The organism is Serratia sp. NFX21 (assembly GCF_048517035.1).
Lineage (GTDB): Bacteria > Pseudomonadota > Gammaproteobacteria > Enterobacterales > Enterobacteriaceae > Serratia > Serratia quinivorans.
Map to the genome: position 1 here is coordinate 2,772,655 of NZ_CP183196.1, position 22,763 is coordinate 2,795,417.

The 22,763-nt window shown below is 53.6% G+C and carries 24 protein-coding genes and 3 tRNA genes; 11 read left to right on the forward strand and 16 right to left on the reverse strand.

What is annotated here, in order from left to right; translation table 11 throughout:
* Nucleotides 1–13: 13 nt before the first annotated feature.
* The 5 genes from sufC (at nucleotide 14) to ACNT1W_RS13190 (ending at nucleotide 5,061) form a co-directional block, all read left to right on the forward strand.
* The gene (sufC, locus tag ACNT1W_RS13170; RefSeq protein WP_012144913.1) at nucleotides 14–760 is read left to right on the forward strand and encodes a Fe-S cluster assembly ATPase SufC; all 747 of its coding nucleotides are present in this window, start codon (nucleotides 14–16) and stop codon (nucleotides 758–760) included.
* The gene (gene sufD / locus ACNT1W_RS13175; protein WP_135344360.1) at nucleotides 735–2,027 is read left to right on the forward strand and encodes a Fe-S cluster assembly protein SufD; all 1,293 of its coding nucleotides are present in this window, start codon (nucleotides 735–737) and stop codon (nucleotides 2,025–2,027) included. The genes sufC and sufD overlap by 26 nt, the downstream gene beginning before the upstream one ends.
* Complete coding sequence (sufS, locus tag ACNT1W_RS13180; RefSeq protein WP_419245683.1) at nucleotides 2,024–3,244, forward strand: cysteine desulfurase SufS; 1,221 nt, start codon at nucleotides 2,024–2,026, stop codon at nucleotides 3,242–3,244. Before sufD ends, sufS begins: the two co-directional genes overlap by 4 nt.
* 95 nt (nucleotides 3,245–3,339) lie before the next feature.
* Complete coding sequence (gene sufE, locus ACNT1W_RS13185; protein ID WP_012144916.1) at nucleotides 3,340–3,753, forward strand: cysteine desulfuration protein SufE; 414 nt, start codon at nucleotides 3,340–3,342, stop codon at nucleotides 3,751–3,753.
* Nucleotides 3,754–4,047: 294 nt separating this feature from the next.
* Complete coding sequence (locus tag ACNT1W_RS13190) at nucleotides 4,048–5,061, forward strand: L,D-transpeptidase family protein (protein WP_112363790.1); 1,014 nt, start codon at nucleotides 4,048–4,050, stop codon at nucleotides 5,059–5,061.
* Between the two features lie 140 nt (nucleotides 5,062–5,201).
* Here the strand turns inward: ACNT1W_RS13190 and ACNT1W_RS13195 are convergent, their stop codons facing one another.
* From ACNT1W_RS13195 to ACNT1W_RS13225, 7 genes are all read right to left on the reverse strand, one after another.
* On the reverse strand, nucleotides 5,202–5,438 hold the full coding sequence (locus tag ACNT1W_RS13195) for a major outer membrane lipoprotein (protein ID WP_005165631.1): 237 nt from the start codon (nucleotides 5,436–5,438) through the stop codon (nucleotides 5,202–5,204).
* 308 nt (nucleotides 5,439–5,746) lie between these two features.
* A complete protein-coding gene (gene pykF / locus ACNT1W_RS13200; RefSeq protein WP_012144918.1) occupies nucleotides 5,747–7,159 on the reverse strand; it encodes a pyruvate kinase PykF in 1,413 nt (470 codons plus the stop codon).
* Between the two features lie 402 nt (nucleotides 7,160–7,561).
* Complete coding sequence (locus ACNT1W_RS13205; protein ID WP_012144919.1) at nucleotides 7,562–7,867, reverse strand: cupin; 306 nt, start codon at nucleotides 7,865–7,867, stop codon at nucleotides 7,562–7,564.
* A gap of 141 nt (nucleotides 7,868–8,008) precedes the next feature.
* Nucleotides 8,009–8,085 (reverse strand) — tRNA-Val (locus ACNT1W_RS13210).
* Between the two features lie 21 nt (nucleotides 8,086–8,106).
* Nucleotides 8,107–8,183, reverse strand: a tRNA-Val gene (locus tag ACNT1W_RS13215).
* 21 nt (nucleotides 8,184–8,204) lie between these two features.
* Nucleotides 8,205–8,281 (reverse strand) — tRNA-Val (locus tag ACNT1W_RS13220).
* Nucleotides 8,282–8,474: 193 nt separating this feature from the next.
* Entirely contained in the window at nucleotides 8,475–9,851 is a 1,377-nt protein-coding gene (locus ACNT1W_RS13225; protein ID WP_012144920.1) for an MATE family efflux transporter, read from the reverse strand.
* A gap of 242 nt (nucleotides 9,852–10,093) precedes the next feature.
* On the opposite strand from ACNT1W_RS13225, the gene ACNT1W_RS13230 reads away from it, so the two are divergent.
* On the forward strand, nucleotides 10,094–10,744 hold the full coding sequence (locus ACNT1W_RS13230; protein WP_012144921.1) for a riboflavin synthase: 651 nt from the start codon (nucleotides 10,094–10,096) through the stop codon (nucleotides 10,742–10,744).
* Nucleotides 10,745–10,773: 29 nt separating this feature from the next.
* Nucleotides 10,774–11,070, forward strand: a complete 297-nt coding sequence (locus ACNT1W_RS13235) for an I78 family peptidase inhibitor (RefSeq protein WP_172491162.1) — start codon at nucleotides 10,774–10,776, stop codon at nucleotides 11,068–11,070.
* Nucleotides 11,071–11,151: 81 nt separating this feature from the next.
* Here the strand turns inward: ACNT1W_RS13235 and cfa are convergent, their stop codons facing one another.
* Nucleotides 11,152–12,303 carry a cyclopropane fatty acyl phospholipid synthase gene (gene cfa, locus ACNT1W_RS13240; RefSeq protein WP_012144923.1) on the reverse strand — a complete coding sequence of 384 codons (1,152 nt, stop codon included), beginning with the start codon at nucleotides 12,301–12,303 and terminating at the stop codon, nucleotides 11,152–11,154.
* Nucleotides 12,304–12,643: 340 nt separating this feature from the next.
* Nucleotides 12,644–13,852 carry a purine nucleoside transporter PunC gene (gene punC, locus ACNT1W_RS13245; RefSeq protein WP_017892658.1) on the reverse strand — a complete coding sequence of 403 codons (1,209 nt, stop codon included), beginning with the start codon at nucleotides 13,850–13,852 and terminating at the stop codon, nucleotides 12,644–12,646.
* 123 nt (nucleotides 13,853–13,975) lie between these two features.
* Between punC and punR the strand changes: the two genes are divergently transcribed.
* The gene (punR, locus tag ACNT1W_RS13250; protein WP_012144925.1) at nucleotides 13,976–14,920 is read left to right on the forward strand and encodes a DNA-binding transcriptional activator PunR; all 945 of its coding nucleotides are present in this window, start codon (nucleotides 13,976–13,978) and stop codon (nucleotides 14,918–14,920) included.
* Here the strand turns inward: punR and purR are convergent.
* The gene (gene purR / locus ACNT1W_RS13255) at nucleotides 14,917–15,942 is read right to left on the reverse strand and encodes an HTH-type transcriptional repressor PurR (protein WP_012144926.1); all 1,026 of its coding nucleotides are present in this window, start codon (nucleotides 15,940–15,942) and stop codon (nucleotides 14,917–14,919) included. The genes punR and purR overlap by 4 nt on opposite strands.
* Before the next feature lie 323 nt (nucleotides 15,943–16,265).
* Here purR and ACNT1W_RS13260 point away from each other — a divergent pair, with 323 nt between their 5' ends.
* On the forward strand, nucleotides 16,266–16,355 hold the full coding sequence (locus tag ACNT1W_RS13260; protein ID WP_004943739.1) for a YnhF family membrane protein: 90 nt from the start codon (nucleotides 16,266–16,268) through the stop codon (nucleotides 16,353–16,355).
* A 53-nt stretch (nucleotides 16,356–16,408) separates the two neighbouring features.
* On the opposite strand, the gene sodB is transcribed toward ACNT1W_RS13260, so the two are convergent.
* Entirely contained in the window at nucleotides 16,409–16,987 is a 579-nt protein-coding gene (gene sodB, locus ACNT1W_RS13265; protein ID WP_012144927.1) for a superoxide dismutase [Fe], read from the reverse strand.
* 193 nt (nucleotides 16,988–17,180) lie between these two features.
* Entirely contained in the window at nucleotides 17,181–18,002 is an 822-nt protein-coding gene (locus ACNT1W_RS13270) for a C40 family peptidase (protein ID WP_112363795.1), read from the reverse strand.
* A 414-nt stretch (nucleotides 18,003–18,416) separates the two neighbouring features.
* Here ACNT1W_RS13270 and ACNT1W_RS13275 point away from each other — a divergent pair, with 414 nt between their 5' ends.
* On the forward strand, nucleotides 18,417–18,764 hold the full coding sequence (locus ACNT1W_RS13275; protein ID WP_012144929.1) for a Grx4 family monothiol glutaredoxin: 348 nt from the start codon (nucleotides 18,417–18,419) through the stop codon (nucleotides 18,762–18,764).
* Between the two features lie 68 nt (nucleotides 18,765–18,832).
* Here ACNT1W_RS13275 and rnt read toward each other — a convergent pair whose 3' ends face one another.
* Together rnt and gloA are read right to left on the reverse strand one after the other, a co-directional pair.
* Entirely contained in the window at nucleotides 18,833–19,513 is a 681-nt protein-coding gene (gene rnt / locus ACNT1W_RS13280) for a ribonuclease T (RefSeq protein ID WP_012144930.1), read from the reverse strand.
* A 79-nt stretch (nucleotides 19,514–19,592) separates the two neighbouring features.
* Nucleotides 19,593–20,000, reverse strand: coding sequence for a lactoylglutathione lyase (gene gloA, locus ACNT1W_RS13285; RefSeq protein ID WP_012144931.1), 408 nt, complete (start codon nucleotides 19,998–20,000; stop codon nucleotides 19,593–19,595).
* A 331-nt stretch (nucleotides 20,001–20,331) separates the two neighbouring features.
* Between gloA and idi the strand changes: the two genes are divergently transcribed.
* Nucleotides 20,332–20,871, forward strand: coding sequence for an isopentenyl-diphosphate Delta-isomerase (idi, locus tag ACNT1W_RS13290; RefSeq protein ID WP_017892663.1), 540 nt, complete (start codon nucleotides 20,332–20,334; stop codon nucleotides 20,869–20,871).
* 70 nt (nucleotides 20,872–20,941) lie between these two features.
* Here idi and ACNT1W_RS13295 read toward each other — a convergent pair whose 3' ends face one another.
* Both ACNT1W_RS13295 and ACNT1W_RS13300 read right to left on the reverse strand, forming a co-directional pair.
* A complete protein-coding gene (locus ACNT1W_RS13295; RefSeq protein ID WP_012144933.1) occupies nucleotides 20,942–22,039 on the reverse strand; it encodes an alkene reductase in 1,098 nt (365 codons plus the stop codon).
* Between the two features lie 85 nt (nucleotides 22,040–22,124).
* Nucleotides 22,125–22,745, reverse strand: coding sequence for a TetR/AcrR family transcriptional regulator (locus ACNT1W_RS13300; protein WP_012144934.1), 621 nt, complete (start codon nucleotides 22,743–22,745; stop codon nucleotides 22,125–22,127).
* Nucleotides 22,746–22,763: the final 18 nt, after the last annotated feature.

Sequence of the window (22,763 nt, forward strand, 5' to 3'; positions counted from 1 at the left end):
CTAAGGACACTGCATGTTAAGTATCAAGAATTTAAAAGTCAGCGCGGAAGGCAACGAGATCCTCAAGGGCCTGGATCTGGAAATCAAACCGGGCGAAGTGCATGCCATCATGGGGCCGAACGGCTCGGGCAAAAGCACGCTTTCTGCGACCCTGGCCGGGCGCGAAGAGTACGAAGTGACCGCGGGCGAAGTGACCTTCAAAGGCAAGGATCTGCTTGAACTGGCGCCGGAAGACCGTGCGGGTGAAGGAGTGTTTCTGGCGTTCCAGTATCCGGTGGAGATCCCCGGCGTCAGCAACCATTTCTTCCTGCAGACCTCGGTTAATGCGGTGCGTAAATATCGCGATCAGGAGCCGCTCGATCGCTTCGATTTCGCTGACTTTATCGAAGAAAAAATTGAGCTGTTGAATATGCCGCCCGATCTGCTGACCCGTTCGGTTAACGTTGGCTTCTCCGGCGGCGAGAAAAAGCGTAATGACATCCTGCAGATGGCCGCGCTGGAACCGGACCTGTGCATTCTGGATGAAACCGACTCCGGTTTGGATATTGATGCGTTGAAAATTGTTGCCAACGGCGTTAACTCGCTGCGGGACGGCAAGCGCTCGTTCATTATCGTCACGCACTACCAGCGCATTCTGGACTACATCAAACCGGATTACGTTCATGTTCTTTCTCAGGGGCGCATCGTCAAATCCGGCGATTTCACCCTGGTGAAACAGTTGGAGGAGCAGGGCTATGGCTGGCTTACCGACGAGCAATAATTCGCGCGCGCTGCAGCAACTCTACAGTCTGTTTGAAGCCCGCGGCGGCGAGCATTCCGCCCATGCGCTGGCACACTGGCAACAGGCCTTGCGCCTGGGCTGGCCGACCCGCAAGCATGAAAACTGGAAATACACCCCGCTTGAAGGTTTGCTGGAGCAACAGTTTCTGGAGCCGCCGCTGGAGCCGGTCACTGCCGCCCAGCGCGATGCATTGGCGCTGGATATCGACGCTTACCGCCTGGTGTTTATCGACGGGCGTTTCAGCGCGGCATTGAGTGACAGCGAGCTGGGCGATTACCAGTTTGACGTGGCCCCCTACGGGACGCTACAGGCCTTGCCGGAGCCGATCCAGGCCGAAATATTCCTGCACCTGACCGAAAGTCTGGCGCAGGAAACCAGCATTATCCGCGTGGCGGCCGGCAAAATTGCAGAGCGGCCGTTGTATCTGCTGCATATCAGCAGTGGACGCGGCGCTGAAGGCGAAGTGAATACCGTCCATCACCGCCATCATCTTGAGATTGCGCGTAATGCGCAGGCTGAGGTGATCGAACATTACGTCAGCCTTAACGACGCCGCGCATTTCACCGGCGCACGCCTGACCGCTAACGTGGGTGACAATGCTCAACTGCAGCACTGCAAACTGGCATTTGAAAGCCGGCCGAGCTACCACTTCGCCCATAACGATCTGGTGATTGGCCGCGATGCGCGGGTGAAGAGTGACAGTTTCCTGCTCGGGGCGGGGCTGACGCGGCATAACACCAGCGCACAGCTGAATGGTGAAGGTTCCAACCTGACGATCAACAGCCTGGTGCTGCCGGTCGGTAAAGAGGTTTGCGATACCCGTACTTACCTGGAGCACAACAAGGGTTACTGCGAGAGCCGCCAACTGCACAAAGTGGTGGTCAGCGATCGCGCCAAAGCGGTGTTTAACGGCATGATCAAAGTGGCCAAACATGCGATTAAAACCGATGGCCAGATGACCAACCACAATCTGCTGCTGGGTAAGGTGGCGGAGGTAGATACCAAGCCGCAACTGGAAATCTACGCTGACGATGTGAAGTGCAGTCACGGTGCTACCGTTGGGCGTATCGATGAAGAGCAACTGTTTTATCTGCAATCGCGCGGTATCGACAAGCATGCGGCGCAGCAGATGATCATCTTTGCCTTTGCCGCGGAGCTGACCGAGGGGATTGGCAACGACACCATCCGTGAATCGGTGTTGGCGCGCATTGCACAGCGCCTGCCGGGGCCGGGGGAGGCAGCATGAGTTTTCCTATTGAACGGGTACGCAGTGAATTTCCGCTGTTGGCACGAGAAGTCAATGGCCAGCCGCTGGCTTACCTCGACAGCGCCGCCAGCGCGCAGAAACCGCAGGCAGTTATCGATCGCGAGCTGGATTTTTACCGTCATGGCTACGCGGCGGTACACCGGGGCATCCACACGTTAAGCGCCGAAGCGACGCAGGAAATGGAAGCGGTGCGTGAAAAGGTGGCGGCGTTTATCAATGCCGGTTCGGCGGAAGAGATAATATTCGTCAAGGGCACTACCGAAGGCATCAATCTGGTAGCCAACAGTTTTGGCCGCCACTTTTTGCAGCCCGGTGACAGCATTATCATCACCGAGATGGAGCACCACGCCAACATCGTACCCTGGCAGATGCTGGCACAGGAACGCGGATTAAATCTGCGTGTCTGGCCGCTACAGCCAGATGGCACCCTGGATTTGGCCCGGTTGCCGGGTTTGATCGACGCGTCAACCAAACTATTGGCGCTAACCCAGGTGTCCAACGTGTTGGGCACGGTGAACCCAGTGCAGGAAATTACGGCCCAGGCAAAAGCGGCGGGCCTGAAGGTACTGATTGACGGTGCGCAGGCGGTTATGCACCAGCGGGTGGATGTTCAGGCGCTGGATTGCGATTTCTACGTGTTCTCCGGGCATAAGCTGTATGGGCCTTCCGGCATCGGTATTCTTTACGGTCGTCAGGCACTGTTGCAGCAAATGCCACCCTGGGAAGGGGGCGGGTCGATGATCCAACAGGTCAGCCTGACGGCAGGAACCACCTACGCCGAGCCACCGTGGCGCTTTGAGGCCGGGTCACCCAACACCGCCGGCATGATGGGATTAGGTGCGGCAATTGACTATGTGAATACGCTGGGGCTGGAGGCGATTGGTGACTACGAGCAGTCGCTGATGCATTACGCGCTGGAGGCTCTGCAACAGGTACCCCAGCTTAAAATCTACGGCCCGGCGGAGCGTGCCGGAGTGATCGCCTTTAACCTGGGTGAGCACCACGCCTATGACGTCGGCAGCTTCCTGGATCAATACGGCATTGCCATTCGTACCGGCCACCATTGCGCGATGCCGCTGATGGCGTTCTATAATGTGCCGAGCATGTGCCGCGCTTCGTTGGCGTTATATAATACGCGCGATGAAGTAGACCGGCTGGTGGGCGGATTGCAGCGTATCCAGAAACTGCTGGGATAGGACAAACCGGGGCTTTATCCCTCCGGGTGAATAAATATCGGTAGTCAGTGACATGGGGTCGGCATGCCGGCCCCTGAATGATTGAAAGGATCCTCATGGCGAATTTGCCGGACAAAGATAAGTTAGTGCGTAATTTCTCCCGCTGCCTGAATTGGGAAGATAAGTACCTGTATGTCATTGAGCTGGGCGCCAAGCTGCCGGCGCTTGACGATACTGAACGTCAGGCGGGCAATCTGATTTCCGGCTGTCAGAGCCAGGTATGGATTGTGATGCAGCTTGATGATCAAGGGCGTGTTGAATTCCATGGTGACAGTGATGCGGCCATCGTCAAAGGGCTGCTGGCCGTGGTGTTTATCCTCTATCACCAAATGACGCCGCAGCAGATCGTCGAGCTGGATGTTCGTCCCTTCTTCGCCGAATTGGCGTTGAGTCAGCACCTGACGCCTTCACGCTCGCAAGGGTTAGAGGCGATGATCCGCGCTATCCGCAGTCAGGCTGCCAAATTCTGACATAGCGGTGAGACTCATTGATGCGTTACTGGTTTTTCCTATGTCAATGAGTCTTTACAAACCCTCAACACTCTGTTCGTTCACCTCGCAAATCAGTGACATATCAGCAGCTTACCCCTTGACGTTGCATTGACAAATCCATAAAGCGATTACGTTATAACATGTTGATTTTTAGAGGACTTATTGCCTTTAACTGCAGCATTGCTAGTATTAATCAGGTCTTGTCTGATTTACCCGCCGCCAAGTGCCCGTTAGCCTTGTGGCCGAACCGTAATAAGCATAATAGGGATGATAATGAAACGTGCGTTGAGTTTAATGGGCATGCTATTTGCCACCGTACTGACTGGCACCCAGGCCGCCAGTGCGAGCGAATACCCGCTGCCGCCGCCGGACAGCCGTCTGATTGGCGAGAACACCACCTATACCGTACCGAACGATGGCCGCCCGCTGGAGGCGATTGCCGCCGATTATAAAATTGGTTTGCTGGGCATGCTGGAGGCCAATCCGGGCACCGACCCCTTCCTGCCCAAGCCTGGCTCGGTATTAACTATCCCGACCCAGATGCTGTTGCCGGATACCAAGCGTGAGGGGATCGTGGTCAACCTGGCCGAACTGCGTCTGTATTACTACCCGAAAGGCGAAAACAAAGTGATTGTTTATCCGATCGGTATCGGCCAAACGGGGATGCACACGCCGCTGCAGGTGACCTCTGTCAGCCAAAAAATCCCGAACCCGACCTGGACGCCGACGGCCAATATCCGTAAACGCTACCTGGAAAAAGGCGTGAAGCTGCCGGGGGTGGTACCGGCCGGGCCTGAAAACCCAATGGGCCTGTTCGCTATGCGTCTGGCCATGGGACACGGTGAATACCTGATCCACGGCACCAACGCCAACTTTGGTATCGGCATGCGCGTCAGCTCCGGCTGTATCCGCCTGCGCCCAACGGATATTGAAGCGTTGTTTAATATGGTTCCGCGCGGCACACGCGTGCAGGTCATCAACGATCCGGTGAAAATCTCCGTTGAACCGGACGGTAAGCGCTACGTAGAAGTGCATCAGCCACTGTCGAGAGTTGAGAGTGACGATCCGCAGACCATGCCGATCACGTTGTCGAAAACCGAGAAAGCTTTTGTCGGGGATGCGCAGACCGATAAGGCCGTGTTCGACAGCGCGGTTGTACGCCGCTCTGGCATGCCGGTACTGGTTAACCTGGGCCAGAACCCATCTGAAGTCAGTTTAGCGCCTGTAGCCTCACAGGAAGCGAATAAAGGCCTATTTAAGAGCGCACCCATCAGTTCGGTGAATTAAAACGCGGTCTTAATGGATAATCCTGAGGGGTTCAGCGTGCTGAGCCCTTTTTTTCGCCTGGCGGCAGGGGGAAGCAGGGGGGAGCTACAGATAAAAAAAACGGCGCACATTGTGCGCCGTTTTCAATAACCGAAGCTATCTTACTTTTTGTAAGCGTGTGCTTGGTTGTCCAGACGCTGGTTAGCACGTGCTGCGTCGTCTTTAGCTGCTTGAACGTCAGAACGGATTGCGTTCACGTCGTTGCTCAGCTGGTCAACTTTAGCGTTCAGAGTCTGAACGTCAGAAGACAGTTGATCGATTTTAGCATTGCTTGAACAGCCAGCCAGCATAGTGGAAGCCAGGATTACCGCGCCCAGTACCAGTTTAGTACGATTCATTATAACACCCTCTAGATTGAGTTAATCTCCATGTAGCGTTACAAGTATTACACAAACTTTTTTCGAAAGAGAATAATTTTTTTGGATTGGAGTGCTTTATTTTGATCGTTCGCTCAAACTTGCATCTTCTTTTGAAAAAAAGTTAAAAAATGTAGGGAAAACAGCTGGATTCCATGGGACAACTCCGATTTATAATTAGCTAAATAATGAGCAATCCGCGGTTGCGTTTTTGAGAAAACGGTTTACCAGTGTTAAAAAAAACGCCGCAAAGCGGCGTTTTTGTCAAAATAATTATGTCACGTTTTATATTAGAGCACGTGCACCGAGGCAGTATTGGTAGTGCCGCTTGGTACCAGTGCACCAGAAACCATCACTACAACGTCGCCTTTTTGAGCCAAACCGCTGGCCAATGCCGCTTCTTTTCCGATGCGATAGAAGTCGTCGGTAGAGGCAATTTCCTTGACCATCTGTGGGATCACGCCCTTGGTCAGAATAAGCTGATGAGCGGTGGTTTCGTTGGTAGTCAGCGCCAGGATCACGGCGTTAGGGAAGTATTTACGCACGGATTTGGCTGACTTGCCGCCGCTGGTGGCAACCACGATCAGTGGTGCATCCAGTTTCTCTGCGGTTTCAACGGCACCACGGCATACGGCTTCGGTGATGCGCAGCTTGCGGTTGTCATGCAGGCTGTCGATACGGCTTGGCATCACGCGATCGGTGCGCTCACAGATGGTCGCCATGATGGTAACGGCTTCCAGTGGGTACTTGCCCTTGGCGCTCTCACCAGACAGCATCACGGCGTCGGTACCGTCCAAAATGGCGTTAGCTACGTCGCCGGCTTCTGCACGGGTAGGGCGTGGGTTCTTGATCATGGAATCGAGCATTTGGGTGGCGGTGATCACCACTTTGCGTGCACGGTTACATTTTTCGATCATCATCTTCTGAGCGAAGATAACTTCTTCTACCGGGATTTCAACGCCCAGATCGCCACGAGCAACCATGATGCCGTCAGAAGCTTCGAGGATTTCGTCGAAGTTGTTCAGGCCTTCCTGGTTTTCGATTTTGGAGATGATTTGGATCTGCGAGCCGCCGTGCGCTTTCAGGTGCTCACGAATTTCCAGCACGTCAGAACGCTTGCGGATGAAGGAAGCGGCAACGAAGTCCACGCCCTGTTCGCAGCCGAAAATCAGGTCACGTTTGTCTTTTTCGGCCAGTGCAGGCAGTTGGATGGAAACGCCCGGCAGGTTAACGCCTTTGTTTTCGCCCAGGTCGCCGCTGTTCAGCACCTTACAGATCACTTCGCTTTCGGTCACGTTGGTGACTTCCATGCCGATCAAGCCGTCATCCACCAATACGGTGTTGCCGATTTTCAGGTCAGCGCTAAAGCCGGCGTAGGTTACCGCAACGCGTTCGTTGTTGCCGATAACGCTCTGATCGGTGGTGAAAGTGAAGGTCTGACCGGCAACCAGCGCCGCGTCTTTACCGCCTTCCAGTTTCATGGTGCGAATTTCCGGGCCTTTGGTATCCAACAGGATGCCGGCGTTCTGACCGGTTTTCGCCATCACGGCGCGCATGTTCTTGATGCGGTTGCCGTGCTCTTCATAATCGCCGTGGGAGAAGTTAAGGCGCATTACGTTCATGCCCGCATTCAGCAGGTTGGTCAGCATTTCTTCCGATTCGGTTTTTGGACCGATGGTACAAACAATTTTGGTCTTTTTCATGACGGAGTTTTCTACAAGTTGTGATGGATAATAAAACGAATAAAACCAGCGGTCAGGCCACTGATAAGGGATTTGAGTCGTGCCTGATGGTGCAAAACACAGTTAAGGATAGGTGACCAGAGTCGAAATGGGGCGGAAAAATTCAGCCCGCGCCGGGATGCGGGGATGCTGCGCAACGTGATGAGATGAAAATGTGTTGTTATTGCGTTTTCGCAGATCAAGGGCTGAAACCATTCAACTGAAAGACGTTGCGCATTATAAAGGCTAAGCGGCGGGAAACAAAATAAAAAACCGATGCAAAACCTCGGTTCCGTCAAATCAGCAGTAAATATGGCGCAAATGCAAACCCTTAGCCGGTGTTTGTTGCGCAAATAACCACTTCATTGGTGAGACTATTGTCGATCAGCCTGTGGTAATGATTTCCCACAGGGTACCTGCAGTCAGACAGAAACAGCCGCTGGCGGTGTTGGCAGGAATAACGATGCTTTCCCCGGCTACCACCACCTGAATGTCATTGCCCAGAGTGAATTCAAACTCACCGGAAACCACCTGCGTTTGCAAAGAGAAATCGCGCTTTTGCAACTGGCCAAAGGTACCGGCGTCGAATTTCACTTCGGTGGCACGGGCGCCGTTGCTCATGATGCCTTGTCGGCGGATGAGGCCGTTGTCGAGTTTCTCGAACGGGGTCTGGGCAGTAAATGTCAGCATGGATTCGGTCCTGATAAGGTATTCGCCTTGATGATACCTGATACGGCTTGCGGTGACAGGAGCAAAGCTACGGGATCGTACTGGCGAGTTAACGGTAGAGGGAGCGCGAGTCGATAGGGTGAAACTGAGGAAACAATGATTTGGTGCGTCCGAGTGGACTCGAACCACCGACCCCCACCATGTCAAGGTGGTGCTCTAACCAACTGAGCTACGGACGCACTGCACTGCTTTTAGATATTTGGTGCGTCCGAGTGGACTCGAACCACCGACCCCCACCATGTCAAGGTGGTGCTCTAACCAACTGAGCTACGGACGCACTGTACTGCTTTTAGGAATTTGGTGCGTCCGAGTGGACTCGAACCACCGACCCCCACCATGTCAAGGTGGTGCTCTAACCAACTGAGCTACGGACGCATCTTTTCCTGTCTGTCATGGCTGACAGCGGGGACGAATATTAACGAGCAACCTGCGTGCTGGCAAGGAGAAAAACGTAATTTTATCCGGTATTTCACGCGATTGCTGCGCTTGTGTGCAGTGCGGTGGTTTTTTCTGCAAACAATGGTGCGTAAGCTGTCGACCGGTTTAACTTACCGGTCGACAGCGACGCTTAGCGGGTGGAACGCTGCAGGATCAGCGCCGCCGGTTGTTTTTGCAGCCAGCGCATGCGCATGGCCATCATGATGGCGGCAAAGGTCAGGCCAATGATAAAGCCAATCCAGAATCCGCTTGGCCCCATTGCCGGTACCAGAATATCGGTCAGCGCCAGCACATAACCGCTCGGCAGCCCGAGGATCCAATAGGCGATAAAGGTGATGAAGAAGATTGAACGGGTATCTTTATAACCACGCAGAACGCCGCTGCCAATCACCTGAATGGAATCGGAGATCTGGTAAATCGCCGCCAACAGCATCAGCTGCGAGGCCATGGCAACTACCGCCGGGCTGTCGTTGTACAGCAGGGCGATTGGCTCGCGGAAGGTGGCGGTGAACAACGCGGTGCAGCAGGCCATCAGAATACCGACGCCGATAGCCGAATAAGCGGCAACCCGCGCGCCTTCGACCGAGCCTTCGCCCAACCTATAGCCGACGCGGATAGTGGCGCTGACGCCCAGTGACAATGGCAACACAAACATCAGTGCGCTGAAGTTAAGTGCAATCTGGTGCCCGGCCACGGAAACAATGCCCAGTGGCGAAACCAGCAGGGCGACGACGGCGAACAGCGTGACTTCAAAGAACAGCGCCAGTGCCACCGGCAGGCCAATGCCGAACAGGCGTTTCATCGCCGCCCAGTCCGGCCGCATGCTGCTGCCTTCCTGTGGCAGAATGTCACGCTGTGATGGGGCATGTTTCACGTACCAGCGCATCGCCAGGAACATAAACCAGTAGACGCTGCCGGTTGCCACGCCGCAACCGACGCCGCCCAGTTCCGGCATGCCGAATTTACCGTAGATGAAAATATAGTTAATCGGGATATTTACCAGCAGGCCGAGAAAACCAATCACCATGCCCGGTTTGGTTTTCGACAGACCTTCGCATTGGCCACGCAGCACCTGGAAGAACAGATAACCCGGCGCGCCCCACATAATGGCATGCAGATAGCCTACCGCTTTATCCGCCAACTGCGGGTCGATGTTGTGCATCATGTCGATGACAAACTTGCTGTTATACAGCACGATAATCACCAGCAGTGAGACGGCGGCCGCCAGCCAAAAGCCCTGACGCACCTGATGAGCGATGCGATCGCGTCGGCCGGCGCCGTTCAGCTGTGCAATCACCGGCGTTAACGCCAGCAGCAGGCCGTGGCCGAACAGGATAGCCGGTAGCCAGATTGAGGTACCAACGGCAACCGCCGCCATATCTGTGGCACTGTAGGCACCGGCCATAATGGTATCAACCACACCCATTGCGGTTTGTGATATTTGCGCGATGATCACCGGGATTGCGAGGGCCAATAAGCTACGCGCTTCAATTAAGTACTTCTGCACGCATACACCTTTTCTATTTATTTATGATGGAGGGAAGGGTCGTCGTGAAAGGACAACAATTAAAAATAGCGGAATTTTCTCAAAAAGATTGTACCCGCTCGGCGTGGTTAAGCAAATGCTGTGATGAAATAGTTATTAAATGCGCAGCCGCAGATTTTTTGTCGCCTCGGGTTTGGTTTTCCTCGTCAACTGGGGCAAACTGCCCCAAGCGCTTTAAACATTTTTAGAAAGAAGAGGCCCACATGTTCACCGGTATCGTACAAGGCACCGCGCCGCTGGTCGCCATTGATGAAAAATCCAACTTCCGTACTCATGTCATCGAGATGCCCACTGAACTGCTGCCCGGGCTGGAGCTTGGCGCGTCGGTATCTCATAACGGTTGCTGTCTGACCGTCACGGCGGTAGAGGGCAACCGCGTCAGTTTTGATTTGATCAAAGAAACGCTGCGCCTGACCAACCTCGGTGAGCTGGCATTGGGTGACGTGGTCAACATCGAAAGAGCGGCCAAATTTAATGATGAAATTGGCGGTCACCTGATGTCCGGCCATATTATCTGCACGGCAGAGGTGGCCAAGATTTATACCTCTGAGAATAATCGTCAGGTGTGGTTGCGCATGCCGGATGCGGAACTGATGAAATACGTTCTGCACAAAGGTTTCATTGGCATCGATGGTATTAGTCTGACTATCGGTGAGGTAGTCAATAACCGTTTTTGCGTACATCTGATCCCGGAAACCCTGGAGCGCACCACGCTGGGTAAAAAACGTCTGGGTGATAAGGTGAATATTGAGATCGATCCACAAACGCAGGCGGTGGTTGACACTGTCGAGCGGGTGTTGGCGAGCCGTGAAGCGGCAATGGCGGCGGCGAGTGCGCTGGCGCAGAAGATCTGACGAACGACAAACCAGAGAGGAGCAATCGCGTGAAGTTTTATGGGAAAACGTTGATGTTAACGGCGCTGCTGGCGCTGAGTGCTTGTAGCAGCTCGCCTGAGCAGGGCGCGGCCAATACCGCAGTGGATGCAGAGAATGATACCTGTGGCGCGGCGCAATATCAGAGCTATGTCGGTAAACCGATGTCAGCGCTGGAAGGCGTGCAGATTGAGTCGCAAGTGCGCGCTATTCCGTATAACTCTGCGGTCACGATGGACTTTAACCTGCGTCGCCTGAACTTCCTCGGTGACAGCGATGATAAGATCATCCGCGTGTATTGCGGCTGATATACCCGCGTTGGTCAATACATAAAAAGAACCCCGGTCAGTGCAAGCTAGCCGGGGTTCTTTTATTGCGTGGCGTCGCGATTATCGCGTTACGCGAATACCACCTTCAACCCCTTTCGGGCTGAATACCACTTGCCATAGTTGAATATCACGTGCGCGAAAGGCGCCGGCACAGGCGTTCAGATAATAACTGAACATGCGTTCGAAACGATCGGAATAACGCTGGGCAAGCTGTGGCCACGCCTGTTTGAAGCGTTCATACCAGGCCATTAGGGTGCGATCGTAATCGGCGCCAATATTATGCCAATCTTCCATCACGAAATGCCCCTCACTGGCCTGGGCAATATGCGAGACCGACGGCAGGCAGCCATTCGGGAAGATATATTTGTTGATCCACGGGTCAACATTCATATCTGTCCGATTCGAGCCAATGGTGTGCAGCAGGAACAGACCGTCCGGTTTTAAATTACGTTCCACCACTTTAAAGTAGGTGTGGTAATTTTTCGGACCGACGTGCTCGAACATGCCGACTGAAACAATACGGTCAAACTGCAGGTGTAAATCGCGGTAGTCTTGCAAGCGGATTTCGACATCCAGCCCGGCACAGTGCTCCTGCGCCAGTTTTTGCTGTTCGGCGGAAATGGTCACGCCCACCACCGAAACACCATAATTTTTCGCCGCATAGGCGGAAAGTCCGCCCCAGCCGCAGCCAATATCCAGCAGATTCATACCCGGCTGCAGCTGCAGCTTTTCGCAAATCATCCGCAGCTTGGCTTCTTGCGCTTCTTCCAGCGTAGTGGCTTCTTTCCAGTAGGCGCAGGAATATTGCATATGCGGATCGAGCATCTGCGTAAACAGATCGTTCCCCAGATCGTAATGTTCTTTCCCGACTATCCAGGCGCGTTTCTTCGATTGCAAATTGGTGAGTCGCGCGGCGGCAATACGCAAAGTATCTTTAAGATGGTGGGGGAGTTTCTTTTCCAGACCGGCACGGACCACGTGTTGAAAGAATATATCCAGCCGTTCACATTCCCACCAGCCGTCCATATAACTTTCACCCAGGCCCAGAGAGCCTTCTTGCAGCACGCGTTTAAAAAAATTGGGGTTTTTAACCTGAATATCGAATGGGCGCGAGCCGTTTATTTCAATACCGGCCATGCTGAGCATTTCATGAGCGATACGGTACCATGGGTTGTCCTGGATGCTCACATCTTCTATACACGATGAACTCATAGCTTCTCCATCACCTTCTTCTGACTTATGACCCGCCAAAAAATAGCTTAGACAAATTCTGCGGGTGCATACGTTTACCTACGGTAAAAAGTCCCGTGGCGTCTGATATCCGACTATGAACAGAGGAAAATTTTAAGAAGGTTCCTGCGCAAGAAACGCTGGAAAGACAATCCTTAAAAAAGTGTGACGCCATACGCGTACACAACAGCAATTTGTGATAAAGAAATTATAAAAGTGTTATTTTAAAAGGTCGTTTTGAGTATAGGCTTGCCGAGGCGCTTACTCAACTGTAAATCGCACTCGGCAAAAATATTCTTTAAGTGATTATTAATACATATAATTATGACGCAGAGTTAGCATGTTCCTGTCGCGTCGCCTGCTGTTCATCCATCACTTTTCCCCGTTGCAGCATATAGCCCAATGCGGCTAATACTACCGTAGAAACCATCACCGTCACCGTTGCCAACAGCGGCTGTTCGATAAAGGCCGATACCAGCATGCTGGCGACAAAACACAGCCCCAACTGCAGGGTGTTTTGCAGCGCTGCGGCTTTGCCTGTGCCTTCCGGGAACGGGGTTAACGCATTCGCCACTACGATTGGGTAGCTGGCACCGTTGACCAGCGCCATCACGCAGAACGGGATCAGCAGCGTGGTGAGCGTTGGCTCGGTCAGCGTGGCAACCAGATATAACGCCACCATGCTGATGCCATAAGCTACCAGCAGCCACGGCAGTAAGGTGTTGCCATTAATGCGATTTAACGCGGTGCGGCAGCCATAACCCCCTAACAGGAAGGCCAGGGTCTGCGGCACATAGCTCAGGCCGATATCATTTGGGCTGTACCCCATATCGCCAAGAATAAAGGGTGAACCGGTCAGCCAGGCGAAGAAGCCGGCTGAGCAGGCGGCAAAGATGGTAACGCTGCCGCTGAACACCGGGGATTTAAGCAGTTGCCAGAAGGTCAGGCTGTTTTTCTTTTCTGCGGAAGGCAAGGGTTTGGCGTTTTCTTTCAACAGCAGAGTCGGCAGCAGGAGAATGATGGTAATGCCCAGCAGCACGGCAAAAATGGCACGCCAACCCATGTGGTTCAACAGCCAGGCTCCGACCAACGGCGCCAGCGCTGGTGAAAGTGCCACCAACGGCATAATGGTAGCGAAGACCCGGTTGGCCTTGCCTTCACGGTAGCGGTCAATCACCAGTGCCTGCCAGGTAACGGCGGCGGAACAGACGCCAATGGCCTGGATGAAACGCAGTGACCACAGTTGAACGGCATTTTGTACCCACAGCATGCCCAGGCAACCCAGGGCAAACAGCGCCAGGCCAATCAGCAACACCGGTTTACGGCCGAGGCGGTCGGAAAGTGGCCCCCAGAGCAATTGAGCAAAGGCGAAGCCGGCCAGGAAGATACTCAGGCTGGCGCTGATCGCCCCGGCGGAAATTTGCAGGTCTTGCTGCATTATGCCAAAGGCGGGCAGGTACATGTCGGTGGCCAGGTAACCCAGCATACTCAGGCCGGCAAGATAGAACATAAAACCAAAGGAATTTCGCATGGTATTTCTCATTAATATTTTATTGTCGCAGGTTTTTAGCGCCGGCAAGTGTATCCGGCTGGATCTCTGCTTGTGAAACGGTAATATTTGCGAGGTGCTGTTAAAAAAATTGAAGGCAGGGTTATGTGGTCTGAATATTCTCTCGATGTGGTAGATGCGGTCGCCCGCACCGGCAGCTTCAGCGCAGCGGCGCATGAGCTGCACCGAGTGCCCTCGGCGGTCAGTTATACCGTGCGGCAATTGGAACAATGGCTGGCGGTTCCGCTGTTTGAACGGCGTCATCGTGACGTGGAACTGACCCCGGCCGGCGTGGTGTTTGTGCAGGAGGCACGCAGTGTCATCAAAAAAATGCTCGACACCCGCCGCCAGTGTCAACAGGTGGCTAACGGTTGGCGTGGCCAACTGAAAATTGCGGTAGACATCATTGTTAAACCCCAGCGCTGCCGCCAACTGGTTCTGGACTTCTATCGCCATTTCCCCGACGTAGAACTGATGGTCCAACCTGAGGTGTTTAACGGCGTCTGGGATGCGCTGGTGGACGGGCGTGCTGATATGGCTATTGGGGCGACGCGTGCGGTGCCGGTCGGGGGCGGGTTTGCCTTTCGCGATATGGGCGACATGCGCTGGCTGTGCGTGGTCAGTCCGCAGCATCCGCTGGCGATGATGGATGGCCTGTTGAATGATGAGCAACTGCGGCCTTTCCCGTCGCTGTGTCTGGAAGATACCTCGCGCAACCTGCCCAAGCGGGTCACCTGGACACTGGACAACCAACGGCGGCTGGTGGTGCCGGACTGGGCCTCGGCGCTGGATTGTCTGTGTGCCGGCCTGTGCGTTGGCATGATGCCGGCGCATCAGGCCTTGCCATTGGTGCAGCGTGGGGAACTGGTAGCGTTGCAGCTGCAGCAGCCGTTTCCGGCCAGCCCCTGTTGTCTGACCTGGCAGCAGAATACGCCATCACCGGCGATGGCCTGGCTGTTGGATTACCTGGGGGACAGTGAAACGCTGAATCAGGAATGGCTAAGCGAAGTGGTGCCGGAAACCACAGCGGCTTCCGGCATTAGCAATTAGCGGCGGTAATCGATGAATGGGCCGTCAGCGACCGAACGACGCTCAATCAGTTTCGGATGCACTTCAATCACCTGCGACTCTTCACGCTTGCTGATAATACGGTCCAGCAACATGGTGAACGCCATTTCACCCAAACGCTCTTTGGGTTGATGAATGGTGGTCAGTGCCGGGGTGAAATAGCGGGCGTTACGCACGTTATCGTAGCCAATCACCGAAATGTCTTGTGGCACCCGCAGCCCAAGTTCGTCGGCGGCGCAGATCGCGCCCATCGCCATGATGTCGCCGCCGCAGAATACCGCGGTCGGGCGATGTTTTTGCGACAGGATCTGGTGCATGGCCTTGTAGCCGGATTCCGGCTCAAAGTCACCCTGAACAATCCACTCGTCACGTACTTCAATATTGGCTTCTTCCATGGCTTTTAAAAAGCCCTGATGGCGGCCGCCACCGGTATTGCGCGACAGTTGGCCTGGAATGGCTCCAATATCGCGGTGACCGCGTTCAATCAGATAACGCCCGGCCAGATAGCCGCCGGCGAAGGCGTTATCAATGATGCTATCGGTAAAATCACCGCGGGCCGCGCCCCAGTCCATCACAACCATTGGGATGTTGCGGTAGTCTTCCAGCATGCCGAGCAATTGGTCTGGATATTCCGAACACATCACCAGCAGACCATCAACACGCTTTTGCGCCAGCATCGCCAGATAGGCCCGCTGTTTGTCCAGATTGTTGTGCGAGTTACATAAAATCAGCGTATAGCCTTTGCTGTAGCAGCTGTTTTCTACCGCCTCGATCACTTCGGCAAAGTAGGGGGCTTCGCTGGAGGTGGCCAGCAGGCCAATCGATTTGGTGTGATTGACCTTCAGGCTGCGCGCTACGGCGCTGGGTGAGTAATGCAGCTCTTTAATCGCAGCGCCAACGGCCGCTTTTGTCTCTTCGGCGACGAAACGAGTCTTATTGATGACGTGCGAAACGGTGGTGGTGGAAACGCCAGCGCGTTTGGCCACATCTTTAATCGTTGCCATGTAAAGAATGACTCCTGAACTCACATGTTGCAGTATGTAAGTGTGATGTTAATCGTTTGCCTGCGTAGATCCTTCTCCAAAGAAGCGAAAACTGAGTTTTTAGTGTGTTGAAGTCGTCAGCGCTTGGTCAGGAGGGGCATTTTGCCGGTACACAGTTGTGAACTGCGAATTTTGTCCCATATTGAGCCAAAGTGGAAGAGGTAATCGGTATAATAAACCGGGAAATGATAACAAGATTTTATTGTTCAACTGTGTGAAAATGGTTTGACGCATTAATTGTGTGCCTTTTACCCTTGGGAAACCCAATCTGAAAAGGAGTTGTAATGGATACCGATCTGAAAATGTCACTGTTCACCACCGTTTGTGCGCTGGCCGTGATTATTGCTTTCAGCTTCACCGCTGCTTTGAACTGATCCCCTCAAGTAAAACAGGCGCAGCCCGCTGCGCCTGATTGTTTTTCCCCGCGTTACGCCAGGTTCTTTTCCACAAATGCCCAGTTAACCAGTGCCCAGAAGTTTTCCAGGTAGGCAGGTCGTGCGTTGCGGTAATCGATGTAATAGGCGTGTTCCCAAACGTCGACGGTCAGCAGCGGTTTATCATCACCGGTTAGCGGTGTCGCTGCGTTCGAGGTGTTAACAATCGCCAGCGAACCCTCCGGTTTTTTCACCAGCCAGGTCCAGCCTGCGCCAAAGTTTTTCACTGCGGCGTCGCTGAATTGCTGTTTAAATTCGGCGAAAGAACCAAATGCCTGATTAATCGCCACGGCCAGTTTACCTTCAGGCTCACCGCCGCCCTGTGGCGACAGACAGTGCCAATAGAAAGTGTGGTTCCATACCTGAGCGGCATTATTGAAGATGCCGCCGTCAGAGGCCTTAACGATCTCTTCGAGGGACAACCCTTCAAACTTGCTGCCTTTCAGCAGATTGTTCAGGTTCACCACGTAGGCGTTGTGATGCTTGCCATAATGGTATTCCAGAGTTTCTGCGGAAATGTGCGGTTCGAGGGCGTTTTTTTCATAAGGTAATGCAGGAAGTTCGAACGACATTGCTTTCTCCTTGTACAGTGCCAGTCCACCGTCGTAACAACGGGTATTAGATTGACCTGTTTTTATTGTGGGTATTTAGCTTAGCAATTTTCGCGATGAATTACAGGGGGAACGGGCAAGGGATTGGCTATGACTACGAGGTTTGGGGAAACGATCAGGGGAGAGCGGCTGACAGTGCCAGCCGCAAGGGAGTTTATCGAATGGTTTTTGGCGTGACTACCCGGCGTGCGCCGATGTAGTGGTTTTGCCAGTAGTCGTTATCGAGCTGGCTGATGCGGATTTCTTCACCGGTACGCGGGGACTGAATGAATTTGCCGTTACCCAAATAAACCCCAACATGGTCGGCCACGCCGCGGTTGTTAATGCGGAAGAACACCAGATCGCCGCTTTCCAGCTCACTCTTCTTGATCGGCGCTGCGTCACGCAGGTGATACATCTCGTTGGCGGTACGCGGCATTTTAATTTTAACGATGTCTTTATAGGCGTAATAAATCAGACCGCTACAGTCAAAGCCGGTTCTTGGCGAGGAGCCACCCCAGCGATAAGGTTTACCCATTTGATCCATCAGCTTGGCCATCGCGGTTTGCTTGGCATGCTGGTAGCGTTTTTTGTGCGCAGGGCTGAGCTTCAGTGGTTTTTCGTCAGCCACCAATTTGGCGGTTGCCATACCGGTTTCACGATGGCGCCCATAGCCTTTTTTATAGCCCTTCTTCGGCGGGGTCACTTTAATTTTGGCTATTTTATGAGTTTTGTTTTTCGATTTTGTGCTAACGATCTTTTTAGCGGTTTTTTCTGTTTTGGCTTTGGAGACCTTGGCGGTTTTCTGCGGAGTAGTGACTTTTACTTTTTTGCTGCTGGCCTTAACCGCTTTCTTTTTCTTGCGGTCATCCGGCCGGGCTTCGTTTACGTGGCTCTTGCGCTGCTCAGCGGCAACACGTGCCTGTGGCGCTGCATGCGCCAGATTAAAGAATAGCTGTGTAAACAACAGCACAAAAAGCGTAAGAATTAAACGCATGTCGACGTTACCAACCTTGGCCCCGGAACAGATATCGAATGAGTGACAGTATTCCCGAATTTCGCCATATAAAACAGCGAAGAACTCATAAATGATAATCCATATTGTGAGAAAACGTTAATAGCATTTTTTTTGCCGAAAAATCAAACTGTTGATGTATAAAAAACCAACAATGACCGCCAGGGAATTTATTAAGGTGCACTTTTTGACAGGAAATATATTAGTGAAATGGCCGGATTAAAAATGTTATTCTGAGCATATGTTTTGACCGGAAAGGCCCTGCCGGTGAGACGCGACTGACAACGGGGGAATGCCCTTGCAAAAGATGGCGTTTTCTTGCAACTGTTCCAGCCGCTACAATAGCCAGTGTGATGCATGTTGTAGCCATGAGATTTGGCTTGAGGAAGCAATATAATGACGACGACGATTGAAAAAATTCAGCACCAGATCACTGAGAACCCAATTCTGCTGTACATGAAAGGTTCACCGAAATTGCCAAACTGCGGTTTCTCGGCGCAAGCCGTGCAGGCACTGTCTGCCTGTGGCGAACGCTTTGCTTACGTTGATATTCTGCAGAACCCGGACATCCGTTCCGAGTTGCCGAAATACGCCAACTGGCCGACCTTCCCGCAGCTGTGGGTAGACGGTGAGCTGGTCGGCGGCTGTGATATCATCATGGAAATGTATCAGCGCGGCGAATTGCAGCAGCTGATCAAAGAAACGGCAGAGAAGTACAAACAGCAGGAAGACCAGCAGCCATAATCGGCTCGGTTTTATTGTTGGAAGTCATCGGGCGGTGCCAGCTAATACTGGGCCGCCCGATTTTTTTCTTAGTCGGTATTCGTGACCGCCAGCGGCCAACCGCCAAGGCGTTTCCAGCGGTTAACCAGCTCGCAGAACAGCTGAGCGGTTTGCTCGGTGTCATACAGCGCTGAATGGGCCTGGGCACTATCGAAGGGAATATCGGCGGCAATGCAGGCTTTGGCCAGTACCGTTTGTCCCAACACCAGTCCGCTTAACGCCGCGGTGTCAAAGGTGGCGAAAGGATGGAAAGGATTGCGTTTCAGGCTGGCACGCTCGGCGGCAGCCATCAGGAAACTGTGATCAAAATTGGCGTTATGCGCCACAATTATCGCCCGGTTACAGCCGCGATCCTTAATGCCCTTGCGCACCGCTTTAAAAATAGCGTGCAGTGCATCGTATTCACTGACCGCACCGCGCAGGGGATTACTCGGATCTATGCCGTTAAAAGCCAGCGCTTCGGGTTGCAGGTTGGCACCTTCAAAAGGCTCCACGTGAAAATGCAGGGTTTCGTCCTGCTGCAACCAGCCGTCTTCATCCATTTTTAACGTAACGGCGGCAATCTCCAGCAGCGCGTCAGTTTTGGCATTAAATCCGGCAGTTTCTATATCTATCACTACGGGGTAAAACCCACGAAAACGGCCACTCAGGGCGTTAAGATCACTTTTTTCGGCCATCAGTTTCTTATCTTCATCGAATGCAGCGCGCATTATGGCAAATTTTGCGCCCGGTTGCAGGCGGTAATCACGCGGGAAAAAACAAGGGCGCAGTAAGCGCCCCTGGTTGACCTTAGTGGCCGAGGCCGTGGCCGGCGTGTTTGTTTTCGATCAGTTCGATTTTATAACCGTCCGGATCTTCAACAAAGGCGATAACCGTGGTGCCGCCCTTGACCGGGCCGGCTTCGCGAGTGACCTTGCCGCCGGCATTACGAATGCTGTCACAGGTTGCGGCGACATCATCCACACCCAGTGCCAGGTGGCCGAATGCGGTGCCCATTTCGTAGCTGTCGGTGCCCCAGTTATAGGTCAGTTCAATCACCGCACCTTCGCTTTCATCGGTATAGCCTACAAACGCCAGTGAGTACTTGTATTCCGGGTTCTCGCTGGTACGCAGCAAGCGCATGCCTAATACCTTGGTATAGAAGTCGATGGAGCGTTGCAGGTCACCGACGCGGATCATGGTATGGAGTAAGCGCATAATTCCTCTGATTGGATGTGCCGTTGCCAATGGCGGATGGATTGAAGCAAATCCAGTATAGCGTTGCCGCATAAGGGATTTCAATGTATGCCACGGCAGGGAGCATTACTACATCAGTGACGTTGTCACTCATTGGTTCGGCAGGGTAACACAACCGCACACTTTGTCGCCGTGTGGCGGGTGGAAATAGGTACTATAACCACTGCAAGGGATGGCGCGTCACGATAACGTTGTTGCGTCCGGATTGGGCGGGATTAATTTATAAATTTGGATCTGGTTAATATGACTTTTTTCAGTACGAGAACATCGCGTTTGCCGAAGGAGCCGATCAATGGATGAAATGCTAATTCTGGTGGATGCTGATGATAATGCCATTGGCTCCCAAAGCAAAACGCAGGTACACCAACAGGGGTTACTGCACCGGGCATTTTCAATTTTTATCTTTGATAGCCAGGGCCGCCTGCTGTTGCAACAGCGGGCATTCAGTAAGTATCACTCGGCCGGGCTATGGACCAACAGTTGCTGTGGCCACCCGCGCTGGGGTGAGTCAACGCTGGCCGCGGCTCAGCGCCGCCTGCAGGAAGAGATGGGGTTCAGCACTGAGTTACAACAAGTTTCCAGCTTTACCTATCAGGCTGCGGTACCCGGCGATTTAATTGAGCACGAATTCGATCATATCTACGTCGGGTTATTTGACGGCAAGCCGCAGGGGGCGCCTGAAGAGGCCCATAGTTGGTCGTGGACTGATATTCAGCAATTAACGGATGAAACAACGCGCAATCCTGAAAAGTTTACCGTTTGGTTTCTGACAATAATGAAGGATCTTGGCGCCAATGAAATGGAACGTTGGGCAAGGTTGGCTGCGAGTTAACTGACAGGTTTCCCGCTAAATGGCAAAAAGCCCGCCGGCATTGGCATACCGGCGGGCTTTGCTGTTTTACTTACAGCGTTGGGTAGTCGGTGTAGCCTTCAGCACCACCACCGTAGAAAGTTTCCGGTTTAGGTTCGTTCAGCTCCGCGCTCTGCTTGAAGCGCTCAACCAGGTCCGGGTTGGCGATATAACTACGGCCAAAGGCCACGGCGTCGATAAAGCCTTTATTGATCAGCTCTTCTGCTTTCTCGGCGGTATAGGCACCGGCACCGACAATCACCCCTTTAAAGTGGGCGCGTACCGAGTCACGGAAGGCATCGGAGTAAGGCTTGCCACCGGCCCAGTCGGGTTCGGAAATGTGCAGGAAAGCGATGTTACGCTTGTTCAGCTCTTCAATCAGATACAGCGCCGCGTCTTCCTGATCTTCACCATTATCCAGGCCGTTGAACGGGCCCAGCGGTGAAATACGGATACCGACGTGTTCTGAACCCCATTCAGCGATGCTGGCGTCAACCACTTCCAGTGTCAGGCGAGTGCGGTTTTCGATGCTGCCGCCGTACTGATCGGTACGTTGGTTAGATGCCGGAGCCATAAACTGGTGCAGCAGATAGCCGTGCGCCGCATGCAGTTCGATAAAGTCGAAACCGGCCTCACGGGCGTTGGCAGTCGCCTGGCGGAAATCGTTAATGATGCCTGGGATCTCTTCAGTTTCCAGGGCGCGTGGGGTAGAGGTTGGTACTCGTACCCAGGCCCCGGTTTCGTCACGTACGGTAGTACGGGTGTCGGCATTGATCGCAGAAGGGGCAACCGGAGCCTGTTGGCCTGGCTGCAGGCTGTTATGGGAAATACGGCCTACGTGCCACAGCTGAACGGCGATATGGCCGTTTTTGTCATGCACCGCCTGAGTGATCTTTTTCCACGCGGCGATCTGCTCTGGGGTATGCAGCCCCGGTGCGCCGGCATAGCCTTTCCCCTGGAAAGAAATCTGGGTGGCTTCGGTGACAATCAGACCCGCGCTGGTGCGTTGGGCATAATATTCTCCCATCAGCGGCGTCGGGATATCACCAGGCTCAATGCTGCGCAGGCGCGTCAGCGGGGCCATAAACACGCGGTTCGGCAGGGTTACAGCGCCAACCTTCAGCGGGGAGAACAATTTTTCAATCTTCATAGTGCATCCTATATTAATAGACTGGTCGACTAGTAACGAATGTAAAACCGCCCAATGCGGTAGTTCATGATAAATCAGGTTTTTTTTAGCGCTGCGCCGGACGCAACAACAGTTCAATACTTTCCAACGCGCTGGTCAGCGGGGCGACCGAGTGGCGGATTTTGGCGCGTAAAGAGGCGCCAAGCCACAGGGAGTACAGCGTTTCCGCCGTGGCCGCCGGGCTCATGGCCAGCGACAATGAACCTTCGCGGATCCCGCGTTCGATCGTATCCTGCAGGTGACCAATCACCCGGGCACTGCCGGTTTCCAGCGCATGACGCATGGGTTCCGACAGGTCGCTCACCTCGGCAGACAATTTCACCGCCAGGCAGGCGTTATGGCATTCGCTGCGGCAGTGGTAGCTGATCGCCTGAGCGTAATAGCTTAACAATTGGTGGCGCGCATCGCCTTTATCGTCGGCAAACAGCTGCTGCATTGCCGCATCATAGTGTTCGAAATAGCGCTGCAGCATCGCTTCGCCAAACACTTCCTTCGACCGGAAGTAGTGGTAGAACGAGCCTTTTGGCACGCCCGCCGTGCTCAGCAGTTCGCTCAGTCCCATGCCGGTAAAACCGAGGCGCAGGCTGAGGGTCTCGCCGGTAGCGAGCAAATGTTCACGGGTATCTGTAGGGCAGTGCGCATGTTTAGTCATAATGGGTGTCAGCATAATAGACCGATTGGTCTA

Bases quoted from the DNA above. Each gene is read 5' to 3' on its own strand.
- sufC (WP_012144913.1), top strand. From the start codon at position 14: ATGTTAAGTATCAAGAATTTAAAAGTCAGCGCGGAAGGCAACGAGATC.
- sufD (WP_135344360.1), top strand. From the start codon at position 735: ATGGCTGGCTTACCGACGAGCAATAATTCGCGCGCGCTGCAGCAACTC.
- sufS (WP_419245683.1), top strand. From the start codon at position 2,024: ATGAGTTTTCCTATTGAACGGGTACGCAGTGAATTTCCGCTGTTGGCA.
- sufE (WP_012144916.1), top strand. From the start codon at position 3,340: ATGGCGAATTTGCCGGACAAAGATAAGTTAGTGCGTAATTTCTCCCGC.
- ACNT1W_RS13190 (WP_112363790.1), top strand. From the start codon at position 4,048: ATGAAACGTGCGTTGAGTTTAATGGGCATGCTATTTGCCACCGTACTG.
- ACNT1W_RS13195 (WP_005165631.1), bottom strand. From the start codon at position 5,438: ATGAATCGTACTAAACTGGTACTGGGCGCGGTAATCCTGGCTTCCACT.
- pykF (WP_012144918.1), bottom strand. From the start codon at position 7,159: ATGAAAAAGACCAAAATTGTTTGTACCATCGGTCCAAAAACCGAATCG.
- ACNT1W_RS13205 (WP_012144919.1), bottom strand. From the start codon at position 7,867: ATGCTGACATTTACTGCCCAGACCCCGTTCGAGAAACTCGACAACGGC.
- ACNT1W_RS13230 (WP_012144921.1), top strand. From the start codon at position 10,094: ATGTTCACCGGTATCGTACAAGGCACCGCGCCGCTGGTCGCCATTGAT.
- cfa (WP_012144923.1), bottom strand. From the start codon at position 12,303: ATGAGTTCATCGTGTATAGAAGATGTGAGCATCCAGGACAACCCATGG.
- punC (WP_017892658.1), bottom strand. From the start codon at position 13,852: ATGCGAAATTCCTTTGGTTTTATGTTCTATCTTGCCGGCCTGAGTATG.
- punR (WP_012144925.1), top strand. From the start codon at position 13,976: ATGTGGTCTGAATATTCTCTCGATGTGGTAGATGCGGTCGCCCGCACC.
- purR (WP_012144926.1), bottom strand. From the start codon at position 15,942: ATGGCAACGATTAAAGATGTGGCCAAACGCGCTGGCGTTTCCACCACC.
- ACNT1W_RS13260 (WP_004943739.1), top strand. From the start codon at position 16,266: ATGGATACCGATCTGAAAATGTCACTGTTCACCACCGTTTGTGCGCTG.
- sodB (WP_012144927.1), bottom strand. From the start codon at position 16,987: ATGTCGTTCGAACTTCCTGCATTACCTTATGAAAAAAACGCCCTCGAA.
- ACNT1W_RS13270 (WP_112363795.1), bottom strand. From the start codon at position 18,002: ATGCGTTTAATTCTTACGCTTTTTGTGCTGTTGTTTACACAGCTATTC.
- ACNT1W_RS13275 (WP_012144929.1), top strand. From the start codon at position 18,417: ATGACGACGACGATTGAAAAAATTCAGCACCAGATCACTGAGAACCCA.
- rnt (WP_012144930.1), bottom strand. From the start codon at position 19,513: ATGCGCGCTGCATTCGATGAAGATAAGAAACTGATGGCCGAAAAAAGT.
- gloA (WP_012144931.1), bottom strand. From the start codon at position 20,000: ATGCGCTTACTCCATACCATGATCCGCGTCGGTGACCTGCAACGCTCC.
- idi (WP_017892663.1), top strand. From the start codon at position 20,332: ATGGATGAAATGCTAATTCTGGTGGATGCTGATGATAATGCCATTGGC.
- ACNT1W_RS13295 (WP_012144933.1), bottom strand. From the start codon at position 22,039: ATGAAGATTGAAAAATTGTTCTCCCCGCTGAAGGTTGGCGCTGTAACC.
- ACNT1W_RS13300 (WP_012144934.1), bottom strand. From the start codon at position 22,745: ATGCTGACACCCATTATGACTAAACATGCGCACTGCCCTACAGATACC.